This is a genomic window from Streptomyces sp. NPDC058198, assembly GCF_042882605.1.
In the GTDB taxonomy this organism is placed as follows: Bacteria; Actinomycetota; Actinomycetes; order Streptomycetales; family Streptomycetaceae; genus Streptomyces.
The window spans coordinates 117,221-137,494 of record NZ_JBHVVP010000012.1; the positions used below are offsets into that span (position 1 = coordinate 117,221).

Annotated in this window: 11 protein-coding genes and 1 pseudogene; 9 read left to right on the forward strand and 3 right to left on the reverse strand. The window is 66.4% G+C overall.

All coding sequences use genetic code 11. The features are described from left to right. Positions 1–128: 128 nt before the first annotated feature. Complete coding sequence (locus ACFVWW_RS28985; RefSeq protein ID WP_384183416.1) at positions 129–1,610, forward strand: NCS2 family permease; 1,482 nt, start codon at positions 129–131, stop codon at positions 1,608–1,610. Positions 1,611–1,661: 51 nt separating this feature from the next. Here ACFVWW_RS28985 and ACFVWW_RS28990 read toward each other — a convergent pair whose 3' ends face one another. Both ACFVWW_RS28990 and ACFVWW_RS28995 read right to left on the reverse strand, forming a co-directional pair. Next, positions 1,662–2,132, reverse strand: coding sequence for a GNAT family N-acetyltransferase (locus tag ACFVWW_RS28990; protein ID WP_384183413.1), 471 nt, complete (start codon positions 2,130–2,132; stop codon positions 1,662–1,664). A 36-nt stretch (positions 2,133–2,168) separates the two neighbouring features. Beyond that, positions 2,169–2,939: an IclR family transcriptional regulator gene (locus ACFVWW_RS28995; RefSeq protein ID WP_384331206.1), complete on the reverse strand. Its 771-nt coding sequence runs from the start codon at positions 2,937–2,939 to the stop codon at positions 2,169–2,171. A gap of 155 nt (positions 2,940–3,094) precedes the next feature. Here ACFVWW_RS28995 and ACFVWW_RS29000 point away from each other — a divergent pair, with 155 nt between their 5' ends. The 6 genes from ACFVWW_RS29000 to ACFVWW_RS29025 all read left to right on the forward strand — a co-directional run bounded on the left by ACFVWW_RS29000 (position 3,095) and on the right by ACFVWW_RS29025 (position 17,917). Continuing rightward, positions 3,095–4,627: an aldehyde dehydrogenase (NADP(+)) gene (locus ACFVWW_RS29000; protein WP_386877763.1), complete on the forward strand. Its 1,533-nt coding sequence runs from the start codon at positions 3,095–3,097 to the stop codon at positions 4,625–4,627. Positions 4,628–4,635: 8 nt separating this feature from the next. Then, positions 4,636–5,250, forward strand: coding sequence for a DUF1349 domain-containing protein (locus tag ACFVWW_RS29005; protein WP_386877762.1), 615 nt, complete (start codon positions 4,636–4,638; stop codon positions 5,248–5,250). Between the two features lie 141 nt (positions 5,251–5,391). Continuing rightward, positions 5,392–5,616, forward strand: a complete 225-nt coding sequence (locus tag ACFVWW_RS29010; RefSeq protein ID WP_384183402.1) for a hypothetical protein — start codon at positions 5,392–5,394, stop codon at positions 5,614–5,616. Positions 5,617–6,557: 941 nt separating this feature from the next. Next, positions 6,558–10,235 (forward strand): LamG domain-containing protein, encoded by a 3,678-nt coding sequence (locus tag ACFVWW_RS29015; protein WP_386877761.1) that lies wholly within the window; start codon positions 6,558–6,560, stop codon positions 10,233–10,235. 162 nt (positions 10,236–10,397) lie between these two features. Continuing rightward, entirely contained in the window at positions 10,398–17,489 is a 7,092-nt protein-coding gene (locus tag ACFVWW_RS29020) for an RHS repeat-associated core domain-containing protein (RefSeq protein WP_386877760.1), read from the forward strand. Then, positions 17,489–17,917 carry a hypothetical protein gene (locus ACFVWW_RS29025; RefSeq protein WP_386877759.1) on the forward strand — a complete coding sequence of 143 codons (429 nt, stop codon included), beginning with the start codon at positions 17,489–17,491 and terminating at the stop codon, positions 17,915–17,917. Before ACFVWW_RS29020 ends, ACFVWW_RS29025 begins: the two co-directional genes overlap by 1 nt. 145 nt (positions 17,918–18,062) lie before the next feature. Here the strand turns inward: ACFVWW_RS29025 and ACFVWW_RS29030 are convergent. Further along, positions 18,063–18,747, reverse strand: a pseudogene (locus tag ACFVWW_RS29030) (tyrosine-type recombinase/integrase). A gap of 177 nt (positions 18,748–18,924) precedes the next feature. Between ACFVWW_RS29030 and ACFVWW_RS29035 the strand changes: the two are divergent. Together ACFVWW_RS29035 and ACFVWW_RS29040 are read left to right on the forward strand one after the other, a co-directional pair. Continuing rightward, on the forward strand, positions 18,925–19,158 hold the full coding sequence (locus ACFVWW_RS29035; protein ID WP_386877758.1) for a hypothetical protein: 234 nt from the start codon (positions 18,925–18,927) through the stop codon (positions 19,156–19,158). A gap of 380 nt (positions 19,159–19,538) precedes the next feature. Next, the gene (locus tag ACFVWW_RS29040) at positions 19,539–20,267 is read left to right on the forward strand and encodes a DsbA family oxidoreductase (RefSeq protein ID WP_386877757.1); all 729 of its coding nucleotides are present in this window, start codon (positions 19,539–19,541) and stop codon (positions 20,265–20,267) included. Positions 20,268–20,274 lie beyond the last annotated feature (7 nt).

A 20,274-nucleotide genomic window follows, 5' to 3' on the forward strand; every position in this document is an offset into this window, starting at 1 on the left:
AGGGGGTCGCGGCACAAGGCGGTCGCGGCACAAGGGGGAGCGATGCGTAACACGGTCGAGACCTGATCCGTCCCTGACAGGGGCACAATCCACCTACCCCCCGTGACCGTCAGCCAGCGAGGAGCACCATGTCAGGCCGGACCGTGGACAGGACACCCGAGACACCAGAGACGCCGGAGACCCCCGTGGGGGCCGCGCCGTCCCGGGGGAGCGCCGTCGACCGCTACTTCAAGATCAGCGAGCGCGGTTCGACGTACGGCCGCGAGATACGCGGCGGCTTCGCCACGTTCTTCACGATGGCCTACATCCTCGTGCTCAACCCGATCATTCTCGGCGGCGCCGAGGACAAATTCGGCGCCCATCTCTCCGGGCCCCAACTCGTCACCGTCACCGCGCTGGTGGCCGCCGTGATGACCGCGATCATGGGGCTCGGCGGTAATCTGCCGCTCGCCGTCGCCGCCGGCCTCGGGCTCAACGCCGTTGTCGCCTTCCAGCTCGCGCCTCTGATGAGCTGGCCGGACGCGATGGGACTGATCGTCCTGGAGGGCCTGCTGATCTGTGGGCTGGTCGTCACGGGGCTGCGCGAGGCGGTCATGCACGCCATCCCGCAGTCGCTCAAGCAGGCCATCAGCGTCGGGATCGGCCTCTTCATCGCCTTCATCGGCTTCATCGACGCGGGCTTCGTGACCCGCATCCCCGGCGAGACCGGTTCCGTACCGGTCCAGCTCGGCGCCTCGGGTCAGCTGGCCGGCTGGCCCGTCCTGGTCTTCTGCCTCGGTGTGCTGCTGACCGTCGCCCTGGTGGCCCGCAAGGTGAGGGGCGCGATCCTCATCGGCATCGCCGTGACGACCGTCGTGGCGGTCGTCATCAACGAGATCGCCGACATCGCGCCCGCGGCCTGGGGCCTGACCGCGCCGTCCGTTCCCGAGGACATCGTCGCGGCCCCCGACTTCGGGCTCGTCGGCGCCTTCAGCCTCTTCGGCGCCTTCGAGCAGATCGGCGTGGTCACGCTCGTCCTGCTGGTCTTCACGCTCCTTCTGAGCGACTTCTTCGACACCATGGGCACCGTCGTCGGTGTCTCCAACGAGGCCGGGCTCCTCGACGAGAACGGCAAGGTGCCGAACCTCGGCCGGGTCCTGCTGATCGACGGCGCGGCGGCGGTGGCGGGCGGCGCGGCCTCCGCCTCCTCCAACACCTCGTACATCGAGTCGGCGGCGGGCGTCGGCGAGGGCGCCCGTACCGGCTTCGCGTCCCTCGTCACCGGCGCTCTCTTCGGGCTCAGCCTGTTCCTCGCGCCGCTCGCGCTGATCGTCCCGGCGCAGGCGGCGGCCCCGGCGCTGGTCGTGGTGGGCTTCCTGCTGATGGCGCAGGTGCGGAACATCGACTGGGAGAAGTACGAGATCGCGATCCCGGCGTTCCTGACGATCGTCATCATGCCGTTCACGTACTCCATCACCAACGGCATCGGCGCCGGCTTCGTCGCGTACGTCCTCATCAAGACGGTGCTGGGCAAGGCGCGCGAGGTGCACTGGCTGCTCTGGGGTACCGCGGCGCTCTTCCTCGTCTATTTCGCCATCGACCCGGTCGAGCAGCTGTTCCACGCGGGCTGAGGGCTGATCACCTTCCATGAGGCCTGACGGCTGATCGACGAGCCGGGCCGCTCACACGCCGAGGGTGAGGACCAGCTCGTCGATCTCCTCGCCGCGCCCGGGTGCGAAGTCCCTGTGGTGCCCGCTGACCGTGAAGCCGCACTTCTCCAGCACCCGGACGGAGCCCGCGTTGTCGGCGGCGGCGCGGGCGAACAGCGGCCGTTCCGGTACGAGCACGAGCAGCTCCCGCAGCGCGGAGGTCGCGATGCCGCGGCCCCAGTACGCGCGGTCGATCCAGTACGTCACCTCGCGCTCCTCCGGCGGCCCGTACACCGCGGTGTTCCCCACCACCGCGCCGTCGGCCAGCACCGTGCGCAGCACGTCGGCCGAGTCCAGGATCCGCGCCCAGTGGGCCTCGAAGCGGACCCGGTCGGCGGGGTCCTCCACCGTGAAGGCGGCCATCCGGTTCGCCTCGGGGTCCTGCGTCATCGCGAAGAAGGCCGGCAGATCGCTCTCCCGTACCTCCCGCAGCCGTACGTCCATCACCACCGCCTTACATCCGCCATCGCCTTACATCCATCAGAGTCTCCGGGTGGCGAGCGTGAGCCGGTCGCGCGCGTCGAACAGCGCGTCCTTGATCATCTGCTCATGGCCGGGGGTGAGCCTGGCCACCGGCACCGAGCAGCTGATCGCGTCGCGCGCCGGAGTGCGGTACGGGATCGCTATACCGAAGCACCGCAGCCCGAGGGTGTTCTCCTCACGGTCCACGGCGTAGCCCTGCTCGCGGACTGTGTGCAGCTCCTCGATGAGCTTCTCGCGGTCGGTGATGGTGTGCTCGGTGAGCGCCGGCATGGTCTCCGGCAGCATCTTGCGCACCTGCTCATCGCTGTGGGTGGCGAGCAGCGCCTTGCCGAGCGAGGTGGAGTGGGCGGGCAGCCGGCGGCCGACGCGGGTGAAGGGCCGCAGATAGTGCTGGGACTGGCGGGTGGCGAGATAGACGACATTGGTGCCGTCGAGACGGGCCAGGTGGATGGTCTCGGTGGTGTCGTCGGAGAGCCGGTCCAGGGTGGGGCGGGCGGCGGCGACGACCTCGTCACCGTCGATGTAGGAGGTGCCGACCAGCAGGGCCCGTACGCCGATGCCGTACCGCGTGCCCGTCGCGTCCGTCTCCACCCAGCCCAGCTCGACCAGGGTGCGCAGCAGCATGTAGAGGCTCGACTTGGGGTAGCCGACCGCTTCCTGGACGGCGGCGAGGGAGTGCATGCCGGGGCGTCCCGCGAAGTATTCGAGCAGCTCCACCGTCCGTACCGCGGACTTGACTTGTGCCCCACCGGTTTCGGCAGCCGACATCGTCCCTCGCCCCTTCGTGCCTTCTAGACCGCTCTTGACCACACAGAACGCGCGGAAATAGAGTCCCTTCAGATTCACTATCAGGAACCGCGTTCAGAATACCGAACAAGTCCTGTGGGATGGCAGAGGTCCGGAAGGCCGGGAAGGAAGCCGCCGTGGCAGCAGCACCAGTCTGGAGTGTCGACCCCCGAACGGGGAAGCCGCGTGAGCACGTCGCGGACGAGGCCACGGCCGAGGAGATCGACAGCGCGGTCCGCGGCGCGTCCGCCGCCGGGTCCGGGCTCGCCGACCGTACCGTGCGCGCCGCCCTGCTCCGTACCGCGGCCGACCTGCTCGACGCGGCGGGTGACCACGTCATCGAGGCCGCGGACGCCGAGACCGCCCTCGGCCCGGTCCGGCTCACCGGGGAACTCGCGCGCACCACCGCCCAGTTGCGGGCCTTCGCCGAAGTGGTCGACGAGGGTGCCTTCCTCGACGTACGCATCGACCACGCCGACGGCGACCGCACCCCGCCCTGGCCCGATCTGCGCCGCTGGAAGGTGCCGCTCGGCGTCGTCGCCGTCTACGCCGCGAGCAACTTCCCGCTCGCCTTCTCCGTGCCCGGCGGCGACACCGCGAGCGCGCTCGCGGCGGGCTGCCCCGTCGTCGTCAAGGCGCACCCGGACCACCCCGCCACCTCCGAGCTGTGCGCCTCCGTGCTGCGCCGGGCCGCCGCGAAGGTGGGCCTGGACGAGAACGTGGTGACCCTCGTGCACGGCTTCGAGGCGGGCGTCGAGCTGATCAAGCACCCGCTGGTCGCCGCCGCGGGCTTCACCGGCTCGGTACGGGGCGGACGCGCGCTCCACGACGCCGCGGCCGCCCGGCCCGCGCCCATCCCCTTCCACGGCGAGCTCGGCTCCCTCAACCCCGTGGTGATCACCGAAGCGGCCGCCGCCGAACGCGCCGAGCAGATCGGCGCCGGGCTGGCAGGCTCGATGACCCTGGGGGAGGGGCAGTTCTGCACCAAGCCCGGTTTCGTACTCGCCCCCGCAGGCCCGTCCGGGGACCAGCTGCTCACGTCCCTGACGACGGCCGTCAGCGAGACCGAGCCCGGTGTGATGCTGGACCACCGGATGCGGAACGCGTTCGTCGCGGGCGTACGTGAACGGGCCGCGCTCCCGGGCGTCGAAGCCCCGATCACCCCCGGCGCCGGCGGCGAGCACACCGTCAGCGCGGGCTTCCTGACCCTGCCGGCGGAGCTGCTCGCGGCGAAGGGCCCGCACGACCTCCTGCTGGAGGAGTGCTTCGGTCCGGTGACCGTGGTCGCCCGCTACACCTCGACCGAGGAGATCAGCACGGTCCTCTCCCGGCTCCCCGGCAATCTCACCGCCACCCTCCAGCTCGCCGCGGCGGAGGCCGACGGCACCGAGCCCGGCGCGGCCCGGCTCCTCGCGGAGCTGACCCCGCTCGCCGGACGCGTCCTGGTCAACGGCTGGCCGACCGGCGTCGCCGTCGCCCCCGCCCAGCAGCACGGCGGCCCGTACCCGGCGTCCACCTCCACCTCCACCTCGGTCGGCGCCACGGCGATCGAGCGCTGGCTGCGCCCGGTCTCGTACCAGTCGACGCCGGCCGCGCTGCTCCCGCCCGAGCTGCGCGACGACAACCCCCTGGACCTGCCGCGCCGCGTCGACGGCCGGGCAGAGAACTGAGCACGCACATGGCCGGCCTTGTCGATCTGCCCGAACTCCCCTTCCCGCTGCGGCCGTACGGTCCCGAAGGCGGCTGGTCGTACGCCGACGGGACGCTCACCGGCCGGGCGGGCGCCCGGCAGGACCGCTTCGTACCCCCGTCGGGGGAGTCCCTGGAATCGGCCTCCGACGCGCCCCGGCTGCTCGGCACACCGGAGGGCGACTTCCAGCTGCTCGCCCGGGTCACGGTCGGCTTCGCCGCGGCCTTCGACGCGGGGGTGCTCTGTCTGGAGGTCGCCGAACACCAGTGGGCCAAGCTCTGCCTGGAACTGTCCCCGGCGCACCCGACCATCTGCACGGTCGTCACCCGCGGCCACTCCGACGACGTCAACTCCTTCGTGGTGGAGGGCGACAGCTTCTGGCTGCGGATCAGCCGCACGGGCACGGCGTTCGCCTTCCACGCCTCCCCGGACGGCGAGCGGTGGACCTTCGTCCGGGTCTTCACACTCGGCACCCCGCCGGAGCTCGCACGCGCACGCGTCGGCTTCCTGGCCCAGTCGCCGACGGGCGAGGGCTGCGCGGTGACATTCGACCACATCACCCACCACCCCCAGGGCCTCACAGACCTCCGAGACGGCACCTGACCCACCCCACCCCGGCAGCGCCGGCCAGTCACCTCGCGCTGCTCTCCGCGCTCGCGTCCTGTCCTGTTTCAACCGTCCCGGGGCGGGGGCAATCATGCGTGGCCGGGTATTGGGTCATGACCGCTGATCAGGAGCTGAAGCATGGAATACGAAATGCGTGCGGAGTACGCGCACGGCGCCTCTCCCCGTGACCGGGACGCCGGACTCGAGGTGTGGCACATGACGCGCCTGCACGAGACGACCGCGCTGTGCGGGCGTGACCTGGACACGGAAGCTCTCACGCAGTCGTCCGACGCATGGGGCACGCCCGACGGACAGCCCCTCTGCCACGCATGCGGCGCACTCTACATCCACCAGGTCCCCTAAAGGCTGTCCCGTAATCCCTGGCGGGCGCACGACGACAGCTACGGCACCTCGCTGCGTTGTCGGAACGCCCGAATACATCCAGTATGTGGACGTCCCTCCGCCTTGCGATGCACCGTATCTGACGCCGTGCGCTGATCCACCACGGATTACGGGACAGCCCTTAGCCCCGCTTGTTCATCGTCACCGGTGGGGGTGCCGGTGATGTGTGGTGTCCGCCCCGGCGTTGCCCGGTCGTTGCCGTCCGGACAGGGTCTCGCTGGTGTTGGCCTTGGAAGCACAGCAGCGGGTGACAGCCGAACCCTCCCTCGTAGGTGGCGGCGGCCCGCAGCCGGGCCACACCTCGTGTGCCGAAGCACGGGCAGTGAGAAGCCGGGGCAGCATGCTCTCGTAGGTGGCGGCGAGCAACTGCGAGGCCGTGGGTGTGGACGCCACCGGGCCAAAACGTCCCGCTGGACGCGCAGGACGGCCAGATCCGTAATGGTGGTGCGGCCAGGTCGTGACCGGTCCCGCGCGGCAACCGTGCTCCGACATGCCCGACCATGCCTGACCCGTCAGCGGTCACGTGGAGCTTGGGACGCGAACCGAAACCCTGCACGTGATAGCCGTAAACCACGGCACACAGCCTCCAAAAGTGCGGACAAGTACGTCAGTCACCCTTCGAGTCATGATTTCGACGGGTCTCTCACCTCGGGGAGGTTGGCATATCCCATGCTCATGTGCCCCAAGTTGTTGTGGGGGGCAGGTTTTTACATGTTTGTTCATGCGCCATGTAAATCCTTGACGATCAAGGCTGGGTGCGCCTACCGTCCGCGAGCGACCTTCACCAGAAGGTCATGAAGTGATGGGTCTGGGGAGGCCCTGTACCGGGGTGGGAGAGAGCTATGTCTGTCAGTAGACGGAGAGCTGGGCGGGTGTTGGGCCCGTTCCTTGGCCTTGCGCTGATGGCTGCCGCAGCTCCTGCCCATGCAACCGGTGCCGAGACTGTGATCAAGACGACTGCCAACGTTATTGACTCGGTTGCGGAGCAGACCGCGCTGGCACAGGCCGCAGAGACCGGGGAGCCGGTCGAGATCACTGCGGAGCGCACCGAGTATGCGACGACTGAGGCGAATCCCGACGGCTCGTTCACGCTGACACAGTCGACGGTCCCGCAGCGTGTGCGCGCAGGTGATGGTTCGTGGCAGGGCGTAGACACGACGCTGGTGCGCCGTTCCGACGGTTCGGTGGGACCGAAGGCCTCTGTGGTGAGTTTGGCGTTCACCGGCGGTGGCGGTGGTAAGGACATGATCCGTCTGGGCAGTCGGCAGGGCTCGGTGTCTTTGGGCTGGGCCGGCGCATTGCCGGAGCCGACCATCAACGGTGCGACTGCCACGTATGCAAATGTCATGGCGGGCGTCGACCTCGAGCTTACGGCGACGGCCGAGGGTTACCACGAGGTGCTGGTCGTCAAGTCGGCTGAGGCTGCTGCTAGTTCAGAGCTTGAGCAGGTGACTCTGTCGGTGTCCGGTGACGGCCTGCAGGTCGTGCCGGGAGCCGGCGGAGGCCTGCGAGCGGTCGACGAGAACGGAAACACGGTCTTCACGGGTCCGGCGGGCCAGATGTGGGACTCTGCGGGCGACCGTGTGCCCGCGGCCCAGCAGGCTCGCGCGGCAGTGGCGGATGATCCGCAGGATCCAGCCGGTGAAGGCAATCCCACGCAGCCGGGGATAGGCGATGCCACAACGGTGCTCCCGGTGAAGGTCGAGGGTGAGGCCGTCTCGGTCACGCCGGATCTGGACCTGCTGCGGGGTGCGGAGACGGTGTATCCCGTGCGTATCGACCCGTCGGTCGGGCTTGGGGTGTCCGAACGGTCGGTGATCTCTTCGGACGGCGACCGGTGGTGGCAGTTCAAGGGGGAGTATGGCGTCGGGCTGTGCGGGAACGCGGACGGCTACTACTGCGGCAGCGGTTACACGAACCGGATGCTTTACGAACTCTCGCCGAGCCAACTCTCGGGGAAGTACGTTCTGGACGCCACTTTCCGGGCGCGCGAGACGTGGTCGTTCAACTGTGACGCGCACTGGGTGGATCTGGTGCGGACCGACAACATGTCCGAGGGCACCCGTTGGCCGGGGCCCAAGATCCTGGACCTGATGGGCGACCGGAATGTGTCCTACGGCCGCGGTGACAACTGCAGCCCGTCGCAACCCGACAGCTGGGTCGAGTTCAACGACAATCCTGCTGAGTCGGACGAGAACCTGAAGTCTACGGTCCGCTCGTTTGCCGACGGGAAGATCAAACGTCTGACATTCATGCTGAAGGCCAAGGACGAGAACGACGCGAGGTCTTGGAAGCGGTTCGACGACAATGCCGAGCTCAAGGTCAACTATGCCCATCAGCCAGGTGTCCCGACGAATGTGGGCGTCGTGCCGGGGAACGGCAACACCTCGTACTGCAGGACATCTTCGGCCGACCCGCTGATGGTCACCCGTGTTGACCCGATGGTCCAGGCTCGTGTTCAGACGAAGGTGGAAGCCCACCTGGGGGACGAGGAGGGGTCACTGCAGGCCGAGTACGTAGTCGAGCGGGGCGATGACGCCGCATGGCATCAGGTCTGGTCCGACTACCGCCCGGCCAGTGGCTGGGTACCGGATGAAACACTGCAGAGTCTGCGCACGTCCAATCGTGCAGATGGTGGCCTGTACCGCCTCAAAGCGCGTACCCAGTCCCACTGGTCCTATGACGGGGCTTCGGGTGACCTGTTCTCCCCGTACTCGGCCTGGTGCTACTTCAAAATCGACTCGACTGCGCCGAAGGCCCCCACCATCTCGGCAGGTACTCCGTACAGCGAATGCACGGTGGAGAAATGCGAGGGCCAGGGCGGTCCGGGAACTCCGGGCAGTTTCACCTTCGCACACAACGCCGCAGACACCGACGTCAAGGCCTACCGGTGGCGCTTGTTGACATCCTCGGCCCAGGACACCAAGCAGGTCAGCGGATCCACAGTGACAGTCGACGACGTGACCCCGTCGCTGACCGGTACCCAGGTACTTTCGGTCGAGGCCAGTGATCTGAAGCTCGACGCCTCTGGCCGAACTCGTTGGGGGACACCGGCGGAATTCGTCTTCAAGGTGTCACCGGCCAACGGACCGGTGGGCCGCTGGCACTTGGACGACGGAGCCCCTGGGTCGGGCATCATGACCGCGAAGGACACCGCCACGGAGGCGGGTGCCCGTCACGACGCGACGTTCTACGGTGCGGACGGTACGGGCTGGTCGACACGGGCGCGCCGCGGCGACGGGGACTATTCGCTGCGGTTGAACGACGACACCACTGACCCGGCCAAGCAGATCGGCTACGCGGCGACCGCTTCAGCCGTGGTGAACACCAAGGACTCTTTCACCGTCTCGGCGTGGGTGCAGTTGTCGAATGCATCAGCCAACCAGGTCGTACTGACTGAACCTGGAACCAATGGCAGTGCGTTTGCCCTGTACTACTCGGCCGGCGGTCACCAGTGGATCTTCAACCGATTGGCCAAGGACACGGCGACGGGGCCGGTGTACATCCGCTCGGTTGCCGACCAGACCAACCCACCGCTCAATGTCTGGACACACCTGACCGGTGTCTTCGACGCCAAGGGCGATTCGGACAAGACCAACGACACGATTCAGTTGTTTGTGAACGGCCGCCCGCAGGGAATGCCCGTCGTGCTGTCCACCGGCGCGTCGACATATGAGCCGTGGACGGCGAATGAAGGCCTGCAGATGGGCCGCTCGAAGGTCGGCGGGAAGTACGGCGAGAACTTCTTCGGCCTGCTGGACGAGGTGGCCGTATGGCAGCGCCCCCTCACTGGCGACGAGATCGCCAAGGAGGCGCAGGCCGCCGTGGACGATGTGCCGACCAACGAGCTCGTGGCCCAGTGGGATGCCGCTGCAGCGACGGCCACGGAAATACCCGAGAACACGGCCTACCCAGTAGCTTCGATGAAGCTGGCGGGCGGCGCCGCGCCGAACACGGACCAGAGTGCGGTGGTACTCAACGGAACCACCGGATACGCCTCAATGACTGGCCCTGTGATCGACGAGAGCGGATCCTTCACGGTCTCGGCGGCGGTCGAGGTGGACTCCGTAGCACTTGCGACGAAGCCGGTGGGCTACACCGGACAGGTGGCCGGCCAGCGCACGGGCAATGAATCGGCCTGGGCACTGTGGATCACCAAGCCCGCAGAGGGCGTTTATCAATGGAAGTTCACCCGGACCGCCCTCGGTTCCGACGGCAAGGTCACCCAGAGCGCCGAGGTCGCCGGTGAAGGGCTCGCAGAAACCGACACGTGGGTCCAGGTGACCGGAGTCTTCGACGCGCAGGAAGTCTGGGACGACACCTCCGATCCCTCCAAGACAGTGTCCCGCTACGGAAAGCTGCATCTGTACGTCGGCGGCTTTGATCAAGCGTCCGACGCGAGTTCAGGCTTCACGGCAGCTAAGCCCGGCAGCGGTGAGCTGGCCATGGGGCGTGGCGCCAAGGGCGGAAACACCGGCAACTACTTGCCGGGCGGCCTGGAGGACCTGAGGGTCTGGACCGGCGCTATGACGGCCGACCAGGTCAGCTCCCAAGTGCAGGCGGGTTCGGGCGCAGGCTGATCGGCGAGCCAGGTGGCGGCAGAGATTGAGCCGTCACCTGGCCGCGCTGTTGCGTCGGCTTTCAGATTCCTTGTGTTGCCCACCAATCGTCCCCCCTCGGCACTGCTGTGGGGCAAGAACACCGGCCGCCCGAGGCGGCCCATGCGGGGAGCGGAAAACCAGATGAACGGGTTCGGATCAGCTATGCGTACGCGCAGAAGCCGACCAGGCGAAACATCCTGGACACGACGGATCGCGGCGCTTGCCGGCTTCAGTCTTATACCTGGGCTGCTGTCGCCGGTCGCGTTTGCGGCTCCTGCTGATCCGCTGGGCAAGCCGCAGGTCAAGTTGCACCCTGACAAGGTGTCGCCGTTCACCGCGAAGGTGAACAAGAAGACAGCGGCAGAGGTGGAGAAGTCGGCTGCCGAAGGCCGAGCTGCAGTCGCGCGAGCGGAGAAGGATCGCGAGAAGGTTGTCATCTGGCCAGAGGCCGGCGAGACCCAACTGGCCATGCCTGCAACAGGGTCGGCGAAGGCTTCGCCCGGCACCCTCCCACTGACGCTGGACCGCCCACACCAGACCAAGGGAAACAAGACGGCCGAAGCGGTCGACTCGCTCAACGTCAAGGTCCTTGACCAGAAGCAGGCAGCCGAGCTGGGTGTCAAGGGCATCGTCCTGTCCGTAACCGGCCCGGTTACGGGCGGGGCCGCTCAACTCGGCATTGGGTATGACAACTTCGTCTCCGCGTACGGTGGAGACTGGGCCGGTCGCCTGCAGGCAGTGCGCCTGCCGGACTGCGCGTTGAACAACCCGACAAAGGCCGTATGCCGCACCCGTACGCCTCTTGACTTCACCAACGACCGAAGGCACAACCGCATTGATGCGCAACTCGCCTTCGAGGCCGCGCCTGACGACAAGCCAGACACCCAGACCGTAGGCCGCACGATGCTGATGGCGCTGGCCGCAGGCACTCAGTCGGGGAGCGGTGACTACAAATCGACCCCGTTGGCGGCCTCGTCCACCTGGGAGGCGGGCGGTTCCGCGGGCACGTTCACCTGGTCGTACCCCCTGCGCACCCCGCCGGCGGCGGCGGGTCCGGCACCGAGTCTGTCGATCTCCTACGACTCCGGTGCGGTGGACGGCCAGACCGCGAACACCAACAACCAAGGCACCACGATCGGCACCGGCTTCGACATCACCTCGTCGTATGTCGAACGCAAATACGGCGTGTGCGACGACGACAGTCAGACCGACAAGTTCGACCTGTGCTGGAAGTACGACAACGCCTCCCTCGTCCTCAATGGCAAGGCCAGTGAACTGGTCAAGGACGACACGTCGGGCAAGTGGCGGCTGAAGAACGACGACGCTTCCACCGTCACGCATTCCACCGGTGCCGAAAACGGTGACGACGGCGATGTCGGCGTGGACGGCAAGGGCGAGTACTGGACCGTCACCACAGGGGACGGTACGAAATACGTCTTCGGTCTCAACAAACTGGATGGCGCTGGCACTGCTGACCGCACCGACTCGGTGTGGACGGTGCCGGTTTTCGGCGATGACTCCGGCGAACCCGGCTATGCGGACGGCACAAGTTTCTCCGGCCGGGCCAAGAAGCAGGCATGGCGGTGGAACCTCGACTATGTCGAGGACACCCACAAGAACGCCATGTCCTACTGGTACACGGCCGAGGCCAATAACTATGACCAGCTCGGCGACGACAACACCGGCACCCCCTACACCCGCGGCGGCCACCTGAAGGAAATTCGCTACGGGCAGCGAGCCGACGGCCTTTTCGCCACCCAGCCCGCCTCCAACAAGGTCACCTTCACCTACGCCGAGCGCTGCGACGCTTCCGGCACCGGCTGTGACTCCCTGACCGAGGACACCCGGGACAACTGGCCGGACGTTCCGTTCGACTCCGTCTGCAAGGAGGGCGACAAGTGCACCGGCAACGTCAGCCCGACCTTCTTTACCCGCAAGCGGATGACCGGTATCACCACCTACGCCTGGGACGCTGCAGCGGCCACCCCCGACTTCTCCGCCGTGGACAACTGGGCACTGAAGCAGCACTACATCGACCCCGGTGACACGGGTGACTCAACGGACCAGTCGCTCTGGTTGGACGAGATCAAGCACACCGGCAAACGTGGCGCCGACCTGGCCCTGGACCCGGTCGTCTTCACCCACGAGGCTCGCCCCAACCGCGTCGACTCTCCCACCGACGACATCCTGTCCCTGGAAAAGCCACGCCTGAAGACGGTTACGTCCGAGGCCGGAGCACAGACCATCGTCACCTACATGGACGCCGGCTGTACCTCCAGAGACACCCTGCCCCGCCCGGACCAGAACACCGGACGCTGCTACCCGGTGTTCTGGTCCCCGAACGGGGGGAAGACCCCGATCCTGGACTGGTTCCAGAAGTACCCAGTCGCCTCGGTGTCCACCACCGACCCCCACGGCGGGTCCGAGGCCGTACAGAACACCTACAGCTACTCCGGCGGCGGTGCCTGGCACTACAACGACGACCCGATGACCAAGGAGAAGGAACGCACCTGGTCCATCTGGCGCGGCTTCGGACAGGTCACCCACCTCACCGGCGTCCCTGACAAGGCCCAGTCGAAGACCGTCACCATCTACATGCGCGGCATGAACGGCGACCGCGTCCTCAAGGACGACGGGCAAACCCTCGACCCGGACAAGCGGAAAACCGTCAAGGTCACCGGTATCAAGGCCGCGGAGATCACCGACTCCGAACCGTACGCCGGATTCACCCGCGAATCAGTCACCTACAACGGAGCCAACGAGGTCGGCGGCACCATCAACGACCCGTGGTCGAAGAAGACAGCCACACAGCACAAGTCGTACGCAGACACCGAGGCCTACTACGTACGCACCGCCGCCACCCACGCTCGCACCAACATCACCAGCAGCGAAACTCCCAAGGACCGAGTCCGTTCCACAGTCACCACCTTCGACGACTACGGCATGGCCGAAACCGTCGAGGACAAGGGCGACGACGCCGTCACAGATGATGAAAGGTGCACCCGCACCTGGTATGCCCGCAATGACACCCTGGGCATCAACTCCCTGGCAGCCCGGACCCGCACGGTCGCCAAGCCCTGCTCCACCGCGGACTCCGCGCTGGACCTGCCCGCAGACTCCACCAGTCCCGGCGACGTCATCTCCGACATCGCCACCGCGTACGACACCACCACCTGGAGTGCGACACAGAAGCCCACGCAGGGCGAAGTTCAGTGGACGGGCCGAGTCAAGTCCTACGGCCTCGACGACGCGCCGGTCTTCCAAAAGCTCGTCACCACGACCTACGACATCCTCGGCCGGCCACTCACCGTCAAGGACACCAACGACGCACTCGTCACAACCGCGTCATACACCCCGTCCGGCAAGATCGGCCCGCTGACCTCTAGCACCAGTACCAACATCAAGGGCTACACGACCACCACGATCGCGGACTTCGCGACTGGCGCCGCCACAATGATCACCGACCCCAACGGCAAGATCACCGAGTCCGAGTACGACTCGCTGGGACGGGTTACCAAGGTATGGCTGCCCAACCGCCTCAGCGTCCTGAAAGCCACCCCGAACTACGTCTACAACTACAGTGTCACGGCCACGGACACACCATGGGTGTCGACCGGCACGCTCAAGGGCGACGGCTCCGGCTATAACACCGCCTACGACATCTACGACTCGCTCCTGCGGCCCCGGCAGACGCAGACCCCGTCGCCGAACGGCGGAACCCTCGTCGCTGAGGCCCTGTACGACGAGCGAGGCCTTGCGGTCACCTCCCTGGCAGACATCTGGGCGGACAAAACAGTTCCGTCCGGCAACCTGGTGGAAACCGAAGGCGCCCAGGCGCCCATGGAAAGCGATACGACCTACGACGGTGTCGGCCGTGCCACCCTGTCCGTGACCAAGGTCAGGGGCGCCGAGCGCTTCAAAACCAAGACCGACTACACCGGCGACACGGTGTCCACCAGTGCCCCGGCGGGCGGCCAGGCCACCATGGTCACCACCAACGCACTGGGGCAGACGACAGAGCGTCGCGAATACGCGGGACCGCTGGCGACCGGCAGCGACTACACCACCACGGGGTACGAGTACACCCCGGCCGGCGAGCAGAAGATCGTTACTGGTCCCGACCAGGCCAAGTGGTCCTACACATACGACCTCTTCGGACGACAGGGCAGTGCCACCGACCCGGACAAGGGCATCTCGCACACCTACTACAACGCGCTCGACCAGGTGACCAGCACCAGCGACTCGCGCGGCAAGACCCTGATCTCCGATTACGACAACCTCGGCCGTCAGACCGGTCTGTGGGACGGGACCAAATCCGACGCCACCCAGCTCGCCGCCTGGACCTTCGACACCCTGGTCAAAGGCCAGCAGGACACGGCCACGCGCTACGTCGGCGGCCTGACCGGCAAGGCCTACACCACGAAGGTCACCGGCTACGACAACCTTTATCAGGTCACCGGTAGCCAGCTGATTCTGCCCGACTCCGACCCGCTGGTCACGGCTGGCGTCCCTAAGACGCTGTCCTTCACCACCGGCTACAACCTCGACGGCACCATCAAGCAGGCATCCCAGCCCGCCGTCGCAGGCCTTTCTGCCGAGACCGTTTCCAACAAGTACAACGCCCTCGGCCAGCAGACCGCCGCTCAGGGCACCACTGCCTACCTGCAGACAGCTGTGTACTCCCCGCAAGGAGACCTGCGCCAGCTTACGGTGGGCACCGACTCCACCACCTCGGCGAAGAAGGCGTACCTCAACTACGACTACGAGGACGGCACCCGCCGCCTGACCCGCTCCTACGTCACCGACGACGTTCACGGCTACATGCCGCAGGAGCTCAAATTCACCCAGGACGATGCGGGCAACGTCACCTCAATCTTCGACGCCAGCACCCAGGGCGGCACCGCGAAGGCGGACTATCAGTGCTTCACGTACGACGGCAACCGCCGCCTGACCGAAGCTTGGACTCCCAAGACCGCAGACTGCGCCTCCAGCGGGCGCACTACGGCCAACCTCGACGGCGCAGCTCCGTACTGGACCAGCTACACCTACTACGAGTCGGGTCAGCGCGAGAGCGAGAAGCAGCACGCCGCCTCGGGTGACACCACCACCTCTTACGCATACGGCACCACCACCGGCCAGCCCCACCCGCTGACCAAGACCACCGGTCCCAAGACCAGCACCTACGCCTACGACGAAACGGGCAACACCACCAGCCGGCCCGGTACCCAGGCCCAGCAGACCCTGGTCTGGAACTCCGAGGGCAAACTCGTCTCCACCAGCGAACCCGCAGCCGGCAGCAAGCCAAAGCTCGAAACCAGCTACCTGTACGACGCCTCCGGTCAACTCCTGATCCGGCGGGCGACCGGCGACGGCGACACCGTGCTCTACCTCGGCGGCACGGAAGTCCGCCTCACCACCAAGGGCACCACGAAGACGCTGGCCGGAACCCGCTACTACACCGCAGCGGGTCAGACCATTGCGGTACGCACCGCCATCAGCGGCTCCACGGGCACCAAGCTGAACTTCCTCGCCGCGGACCCCCACGGCACCGCCACTCTGGTACTCGAACCCACAACCTGGGCCGTCACCAAGCGCTACACCACCCCCTTCGGAGCCACCCGCGGCACTGCCCCCACCACCTGGCCCGACGACAAGGGATTCCTCGGCAAACCGGCCGACACCACCACCGGCCTCACGCACATCGGTGCCCGTGAATACGACCCGGGAACCGGCCAGTTCATCAGCGTCGACCCAATCCTGGCACTCGACCAGCACCAATCCCTCAACGGATACAGCTACGCCAACAACACTCCGGTCACAGCAAGCGACCCCACCGGCCTTGCCTGCTACGGGGGGAACCACTCCGCAAGCTGCAACCCCACCGGACAGGGAGGAGGCGTAGCTGGAAGCGACAACTGCTACGGGGGGAACCACTCCGCGAGCTGTAACCCCACCGGACAGGGCGGCGCCGTGCCGGGCGCGGCTCCAGGAGGTTCTACAGGCGGCAGCAAAGGCACGGCGAGTGGTGGCAGTTCCGGTGGCAGCGGGAAACACTGCGGCTTCTGGTCCAAGTGCGCATGGTCGAGCGCTTGGGGAGACACCAAAGACTGGATGCAAGACCACAAAGAGATTGTTACAGCGGCCACTGAAATCGGCGTTGGTTTCGCCTGCTATACCACGGCCGTCGGCGGCGCAGCGGCCACTGGTGGCGCCAGCCTCGCAGTGGCTGCAGGATGCGGTGCGATCGCAGGTGCCGCAGGCGCTGCGGTAAACAACGTCCTGTCAGAGGAGGCAGACCACAGCACCGTCGGGCAAGTCTCGGACATGATCGACGGCGCTGCGTGGGGAGCCGCCAGTGCCGTGGTGACCACGGCCATTGCAGGGAAGATTCTTGCGAAGGTTACGAGGACATGCCACAGCTTTCTTCCCGGAACTGGAGTGCTGCTCGCTGACGGCACCAGCAAAGCAATCGAGGACGTGGAAGTCGGCGATACCGTAACAACAACCGATACCGCCACGGGGAAAAGCGTAAAAAAGAAAGTCATCTCCACCATCACGACGGAGGATGACAAAGAATTCACTGAAGTCACCATCGCCACAGGTGACACGGTCTCAAGCATCGTAGCCACCGACACCCACCCCTTCTGGGTACCTGAACTCAAGCAATGGGTCCGCGCTGGTGACCTGCAAGTCAGACAGTGGCTCAGGACAAGCGCAGGAACGCATGTCCAGATCACCGCGCTCAGCCACTACACCAAGCGCCAACGCACCCACGACCTCACCATCCAGGACGTCCACGCGTACTATGTGCTGGCGGGCACCACACCGCTCCTGGTTCACAATTGCGGAGGCAGCACCGCAAGTCACTCGACTGCTTGCGCTTGCGCTACTGGGGCTCAGCCCAGGCTGGCCAACGGCCAGATGGGTCCCAGTCTCAACCCGCGGCCGACGCCGGCTCCATCTACTCACGGAAACGCGCGGAACAGTACCGCGACGAACTACCTGTACGTTCTGGAGGATGCAAATGGGGGCTACCTCAAGACCGGCATCACCCAAGACCCGGCAGGTCGATATTCCGCGAGGGATATGGCCACGATGGGCGCAGATCGAATGCGTGTGCTAACTAGCGGCTCGCGGTCGGATATGCTCGGTCTGGAGAAGTGGATCGTGCAGCGTTGGCCTGGCCCGTTCAATAAGGAATCACATGCAGGGAAAATGGATCTGGGGTTGTGATGTCGGAAACTGATGGAGGCGCGAACACGCCTCTCAGCCCCCTGTCCCTGAAGTCAATCATCGGTGGCGGGCTTGAGGACAAGCGGTGGACTGCTGCGCTCGACTCCTTGAGGGGGGCAGCACAGAAAATCGGTACGCCGTCTGATGTTCCGTTCAACCTAACGGTTACGTACTTCGTCCCAGGGGAAATCTACGGTCCGAAGTTCTCCGGCATCAGAATCGGATCATTCCTGGAGGATTTTCGATCGCTGGTTGTTCAGGTGGCACTCCCAAGGCATCCCGAGGCGGACGCGCGAGCAGAGTTGCTCGACCTTCTTGGCGAGGCCATCACCAGGGCAGAGGAATGGGGAAAGCGGAAGAAGTTGCTCTCTGGACCGCTAGAGGCGGCCAGGAGGGCGGCGTCTGACCTGCGGGGATATTCGGCCTAGTAAGGCCCCCCGGGACTTGCCGCCGAGGGCGTCATGAACGTTGACGCCCTCTTGGAGCAAGCCATGCAGTAGCAAATTTGAAGCCCCGTCAGGTACGCCCTGGCGGGGCTTCTGCGTGGTGTGACGGCAGTAGTTGACGGCAACGTCAGCGGACGAGTGAGGCGCAAGGTGGCGGTTTGTCGCCGTCGGAGCGTGCCGTCTCGGTGGTCTCCGGGCTGCCGAGTGCTGTGCCGAGGGTGTCGATGGCGTCGCGCTGGAGGCGGAGCCTGACGTGAACGTAGACGGTGGCGGTGACGCCGATGTGGGCGTGGCCGAGGAGTTCCTTGATCACGACGAGTTCGACGCCTTGCTCCAGGAGCAGGGTGGCGGTGGAGTGCGGCAGGTCGTGGAAGCGGATGCGGCGGAGCCCGGCCCGATCGAGGGGTGAGCGGAAGCTGCGATTGAGGTTCGCGGGATCGATCGGCCCTCCTGCTGGTGTGGCGAAGACGAGGCCGTCGTTCTTCCAGCCTCCTTCTGCCGCTTCACGTTCTCCTTCCTGACCTTCACGGTGCTCACGGGCGCAGCACTGGCAGGTTATGCGGAGCTGGTTGAGCAGGTGCGGACGTCCGTCAGGGATGCGCTGACGCTGCCATGCGCGGACGGTACGGGGACGCCGCGGGTTGCTGACGGCGATCTTCTCGGTGAGCTTGGCGAGGGCTTCCTTGCGGGTGGTGCCGTAGACGCGGACGCGCTTGCGGGTGTTGCAGGGCGAGGACGTAGCCGACGGCTTCCCAGCGTCCGTCTTTGCGTTGGTAGACGGTTCCGTTGGCGCGGACGCGACGGGAGGAGATGCGGCGGGCGCGGCCGAGGGCTATCGAGGCAAACTAACGGTTCTGGAGCAGGCCGTAGACAGCGGAGCGGATGAACTGGAGGCGGGCCATGACCGGGTGCCTTTATGTGTTTGGTCAAGGTCGGAGACCAGTAGGTTTGTTGTGGTCGAGGGTGGAGGCCAAGCCGTAGGGGTGTGCATGGGCGATAGCCAGGTCACGATCAAGCTCACGAGTGATGAGGCATTGGTTCTGTCGCACTGGCTGGAGAAGCTGCAGATGACTGATCTCACTCGCGTTGTTGATGATCCGGCGGTCTGGGCACCGATCCATCGAATCGCCGGGACGCTGGACAAAGCGCTTCCTGAGCTGTTCGCGTCTGACTACGACCAGCGGCTTGAGGCCGCTCGTCAGCGGCTTCGGCCGGAGGGCTGACTGATCGGTCCGATCCCTCATCGGGCCGCAGGTCACGGCAGTAGCGTGGTGTTCGTCCTTGCCGATGTCCAGGCCGAGGAAGACGTCGATGCCGCCGGTGTCGGTCACGGGTGGGCCCCTCCACTCACGCTTTCATCCGGCCTGACACGCACCGAGCTGCCACACCGAGTTACGGAGAGCTCTTCCGGCCCGCGTGAAGGCGGTGCTCAAGCCCCTCATCAGCGGTCTGTCGATGCCTCCGGAACGACCTCGGTGTGTCGCACGAGGATGGAGAGTCGGTCTCGACCAGCCGGGAATGGCAGGGGGGCCGGGGGTGTTTTTGTGGGGGCGGGGGGTGTCTCCGTGGTGTATGAGACTCGTGATCCTGGAGAAGTAGACACATGCGCGTCGAGATCTGGAGCGACATCGCCTGTCCCTGGTGCTATATCGGGAAGGCCCGCTTTGAGAAGGGCCTTGCGGCCTTTGCTCACCGGGACGGGGTCGAGGTGGTGCATCGGTCCTTCGAGCTGGATCCGGGGCGGGCCAAGGGGGACACCGCGCAGGTGGTGGACATGCTGGCGGCCAAGTACGGGCGTAGCCGCGAGGAGGCCCTCGCCATGGAGGAGCATGTGGCCTCCAACGCGCGCTCCGAGGGGCTCGCCTACCGCACCGAGGGGCGTGACCACGGCAGTACTTTTGATATTCACCGGCTTCTGCATCTGGCCAAGGCCCGCGGCCGTCAGGTCGAGTTGCTGGACCTCGCCTACCGGGCGAACTTCGCCGAGGAGCGTTCCGTCTTCGATCAGGAGACGCTGGTGGGTCTCGCGGTCGAGGCCGGGCTGGATGAGGCGGAGGTCCGCGGGGTGCTCGCGGACTCCGGGGCGTACGCCGACGACGTACGGGCCGACGAGCGCGAGGCCGCCGAGCTGGGGGCGAACGGGGTGCCGTTCTTTGTCCTCGACCGGCGGTACGGAGTCTCCGGCGGGCAGCCGGCCGAGGTATTCACGCAGGCGCTCGAGCAGGCATGGGAGGGACGGGCGATCACGCCCATCGGCGGATCCGCGCCGGACGCCGAGGTCTGTGACACCGACGGTTCCTGCGAGATTCCGCAGGCCGGGGCCCATTCATAAGGACTGC